This is a genomic window from Henriciella sp., from assembly GCF_049649345.1.
Lineage (GTDB): Bacteria > Pseudomonadota > Alphaproteobacteria > Caulobacterales > Hyphomonadaceae > Henriciella.
The window spans coordinates 1-4,094 of record NZ_JBARZC010000041.1; the positions used below are offsets into that span (position 1 = coordinate 1).

General features: G+C 60.4%; 4 protein-coding genes. 3 read left to right on the plus strand and 1 reads right to left on the minus strand.

The window, feature by feature from the left end; all coding sequences use genetic code 11:
- Positions 1-799 (minus strand): oxygen-dependent coproporphyrinogen oxidase (hemF, locus tag WA989_RS01080; protein ID WP_424338685.1); only part of this gene is annotated, 799 nt, incomplete at its 3' end.
- 274 nt (positions 800-1,073) lie between these two features.
- Between hemF and petA the strand changes: the two genes are divergently transcribed.
- The 3 genes from petA to WA989_RS01095 are packed head-to-tail and all read left to right on the plus strand — an operon-like array spanning position 1,074 to position 4,075.
- Positions 1,074-1,643 carry a ubiquinol-cytochrome c reductase iron-sulfur subunit gene (gene petA, locus WA989_RS01085; RefSeq protein WP_424338686.1) on the plus strand — a complete coding sequence of 190 codons (570 nt, stop codon included), beginning with the start codon at positions 1,074-1,076 and terminating at the stop codon, positions 1,641-1,643.
- A 17-nt stretch (positions 1,644-1,660) separates the two neighbouring features.
- Positions 1,661-3,115, plus strand: a complete 1,455-nt coding sequence (locus WA989_RS01090) for a cytochrome b (protein WP_424338687.1) — start codon at positions 1,661-1,663, stop codon at positions 3,113-3,115.
- Positions 3,116-3,127: 12 nt separating this feature from the next.
- A complete protein-coding gene (locus tag WA989_RS01095) occupies positions 3,128-4,075 on the plus strand; it encodes a cytochrome c1 (protein WP_424338688.1) in 948 nt (315 codons plus the stop codon).
- Positions 4,076-4,094 lie beyond the last annotated feature (19 nt).

Genomic DNA, 4,094 nt, shown 5'->3' on the forward strand with positions numbered 1-4,094 from the left:
CGTAGAGTAGATTGTATTCGACATAGCGGCCGCGGCGTACCAGCTGTTCCTCGCGCTCTTGCGGCGTCCAGCTCTCCTGCATGCGGCGCCGGACCAGTTGCGGATAGATATCGGCGAAGGCGCGCCCGACATCTTGGGTGAAGGCGAAGTCGGCGTCCCAGTCACCTGAATTGTGGCGGTCATAGAAAATGCCACCTGTGCCGCGCGGTTCGGCGCGGTGGGCGAGATAGAAATACTCATCGCACTGCTGTTTCATGCGCGGATAGTATTCTGGATCGTGCTTGTCGCACGCTGCCTTGAAGGCGGCGTGGAAGTCGACCGTGTCAACAAAGTCTTCCTGGCGCTGATAATCGAGCAGGGGGGTGAGGTCGCCGCCGCCTCCGAACCAGCTTTCCGACGTGACCAGCATGCGCGTATTCATATGGACAGCTGGCACGCGCGGGCTGTGCATGTGCGCGATGAGCGAGATGCCGGAGGCCCAGAACTTGCCGCCGGACTTGTCTGCGCCGGGGATCTGCGCGGCGAAGGCTTCGGAAAAGCTGCCATAGACGCAGGAGACGTGGACGCCGACCTTCTCAAAGAGCTTGCCCTTCATGATCGCCATCGTGCCCCCGCCGAGGTCTTCAGTGCCATCGCCGCGGGTCCAGGATGTGCGCTCGAAGGTACCGGGCTCGCCCTTGTAGAGCGGTGGTTGGGCTTCGCGCTCCAATGCCTCGAATCGCGAAATGATGTCGCCCTGAAGTGATTCGAACCAGGCCTTCGCCTTTGTCTTGCGCGTCTCAAGCACTGTGTCTGACATCAAAAATCTCCTGAATGACTGTCTCCAGACCGTGCGGTCCGGCGCCAATCGCCATGCGTACTGTTCCTAATGCTGCAGACGCGACATGCAAATACAGCTGCGATGGCGTCTTAGCGCCGCAGGGCTACATGCGCGGCTTGCAATGGCGGAGCGGGCGCGCTAACCGCTGCGACAGAACATCCGGGGAGGTGTGTTTTGCGGCGTTGCGCCGCAATGATTTCCTGCCCTGATATTGTATGCAGTCGGAGAAATCCTTGGACAAAGGACCGGAAGAGTGAGCGACGCGCAAAACACGACACATGAGGCGATCGACGAGGATCGCCGCGATTTCATCCACATCGCGACAGCCGCAACGGCCGTTGCAGGGGCTGGCGCGCTGGCATATGCCTTCATCGATCAGATGAACGCGGCCAATGACACCAAGGCCGCATCGAGCCTAGAGGTCGACGTCTCCAAGGTCCCGCTCGGCGGCGAGATTCGCGTGCTGATCGGCGGCAAGCCCTTCTTTATCCGTCACCGCACGGAGGCAGAGATTGCCGCGGCAGTGAGCGTCGATGTCAGCACCCTGCCTGATCCCGAAACCGACGCAGATCGCCTGCGCCCGCTGCCGGACGGTGAGCTTAACCGCGCCATCCTCGTGACGTCAGGCAGCTGTACGCACCTTGGCTGTGTGCCCGTCGGCCCGGCCCAAGGCAACACAGGTGACTATGGCGGCTGGTACTGCCCCTGCCACGGCTCTCACTATGATACGTCGGGCCGTATCCGCCGGGGTCCGGCGCCGGCCAACCTTCCGGTGCCTGACTATGAATATGTCAGCCCGACCGTCATCAACATTTCGCTTTAGGAGAGGATGGACAGGCCATGAGCGGACACCCCTCTACATACGAACCGAAGACCGGCTTCACGAAATGGCTCGACTCGCGTCTGCCGATCGTCCGGCTTGCCTATGACAGCTTTGTCGATTTCCCGACGCCGAAAAATCTGAACTACTGGTACACATTCGGCGGTATCCTCGCAGTCTGCCTGATGACGCAGATCCTGACGGGCGTCGTGCTGGCCATGCATTATACACCAACGGTCGATGGCGCGTTCGCCTCGGTCGAGCGCATCATGCGTGATGTGCCGTTTGGCTGGCTGATGCGCTACATCCACGCCAATGGCGCCTCGATGTTCTTCCTCGCAGTCTACATCCACATGTTCCGCGGGCTTTATTACGGCTCCTACAAGGCGCCGCGCGAGATTCTCTGGATTCTCGGCTGTGTGATTTTCCTGCTGATGATGGGCACGGCCTTCCTCGGCTATGTGCTGCCATGGGGCCAGATGTCCTATCACGGCGCAAACGTGATCACCGGCCTGATCGGTGCGCTGCCGCTGGTGGGTGAGAGCATCCAGACCTGGCTGATGGGTGGACCGTCAATCGGTAACCAGACGCTGCAGCGCTTCTTCTCGCTGCACTACCTGCTGCCCTTCATGATTGCCGGTGTCGTTATCCTGCACATTTGGGCGCTGCACGTGCCGGGCAATAACAACCCGACTGGTGTCGAGGCCCGCAAGGACCCTGAAGGCCTGAAGAAAGATACGGTGCCGTTCCATCCGTATTACACGATCAAGGATGCGTTCGCGATTGTCGTCTTCCTGATTATCTTTGCGACTTTCGTGTTCTATGCCCCGAACGTGCTCGGCCATGCCGACAACTATATCGAGGCCAACCCGCTGGTGACGCCGGCGCATATCGTGCCTGAATGGTATCTGTTGCCCTTCTACGCGATCCTGCGGGCGATCACGTTCAATCTCGGCCCAATCGACGCAAAACTGCTGGGTGTCATTGCGATGTTCGGTTCAATTGCGGTCCTGTTTGTCCTGCCCTGGCTGGACACGTCCAAGGTTAAGTCCATGCGCTACCGCCCTGTTGCGCGCCAGTTCTTCTTCGGCTTTGTGATTGCTGGTGTCCTGCTCGGCTGGTGCGGTGCTTCCAATCCGGACGATCCGATCATTCCGATGGGCAGCGACAAGCTTGTCGTGTCCTACACCGATGCGAACGGCCTGCCGGCGACCCAGACATTCGAGGACTACGAGCCTGCTGCCGATTTCCGGGACAGCCGGACCGAGGCCGGTCAGGACGCGACCATGGCAGTCAAGAAGGCGCCTGCCTTCCGCTTCGTGCATCTCGCGCAGATCATGACGCTGTACTATTTCGCCTACTTCCTGGTCATCCTGCCGCTGCTCGGCCTTCGTGAAAAACCGAAGGATGAGCCAGCCTCCATCCACAAGGCTGTGCTCGGCAATGACCGCGCAGCCCCGGCCCCAGCTGAGTAAGAGGTCTAGGACATGAATTTCCTTCGTTTCATTTCTGCGGGTCTTGGTGCTGCCGCGCTTGTCGCAAGCGCGCATGCGGCCGGCGGCGCCCTGCACCCGCACGAGCCCGAAGGCGGCTGGGCCTTTGAAGGCCCGCTCGGCGAGCTCGACATGGAGAGCGTCCAGCGCGGCTATCAGGTTTACCGCGAAGTGTGCTCATCGTGCCATTCGATGCGCCTGATGAGCTATCGCAATCTCGGCGAACCGGGCGGACCGTTCTACGATCCGGAATATCCGAATGCGAATGACAACCCGCTGGTGAAATCCTTCGCGGCGATGGACACGGTTACCGATCCGATCCCGGACGAGTTCGGCGATCCCGTGACGCGCCCGGCGCGCCCGTCTGATCCGTTCAGATCGCCGTTCAAGAACGAGCAGCAGGCCCGTGCAGCCAATGGCGGTGCTTATCCGCCAGATCTGTCCGTGATCACCAAGGCCCGTCATGGCGGTGCAAGCTATGTCTACAGCCTGATCAGCGGTTACCCCTCACGCGATGCGACCGAAGTGCGCGTTGACGGCACGAATGTCGAAACGATTATCGACGTCTCGCAGGTTGAATCGCTGGCGCATGGTGATGATCACTATGAAGGCGAGCTGATCCAGCCGACTGGCCAGTACTACAATCCATACATGGCCGGCGACACGACGCCGCAATGGCGCGGCGACCCACGTCACGCGCCTCCTGGCGGTTTCCTTGCCATGGCGCCGCAGCTTATGGACGGACGCGTCACCTATCTCGACGGCACCGAAGCGACGGTTGAGCAGATGTCGATCGACATTGCTAACTTCCTGCAATGGGCCGGCGAACCGAAACAGTCGCAGCGCAAGTCGCTCGGCCTCGCGGCGATGATCTATCTCTTTATCCTGGCGATCCTGCTCTGGTTCTCCTTCCACCGCATCTGGCGGAACGTGGACCACTAAAAACGCAGAAGAGCTGTTC

What these genes read in the sequence shown, in the direction of transcription:
- WA989_RS01090 (WP_424338687.1), top strand. Translation starts at nt 1,661, where the DNA reads ATGAGCGGACACCCCTCTACATACGAACCGAAGACCGGCTTCACGAAA.
- WA989_RS01095 (WP_424338688.1), top strand. Translation starts at nt 3,128, where the DNA reads ATGAATTTCCTTCGTTTCATTTCTGCGGGTCTTGGTGCTGCCGCGCTT.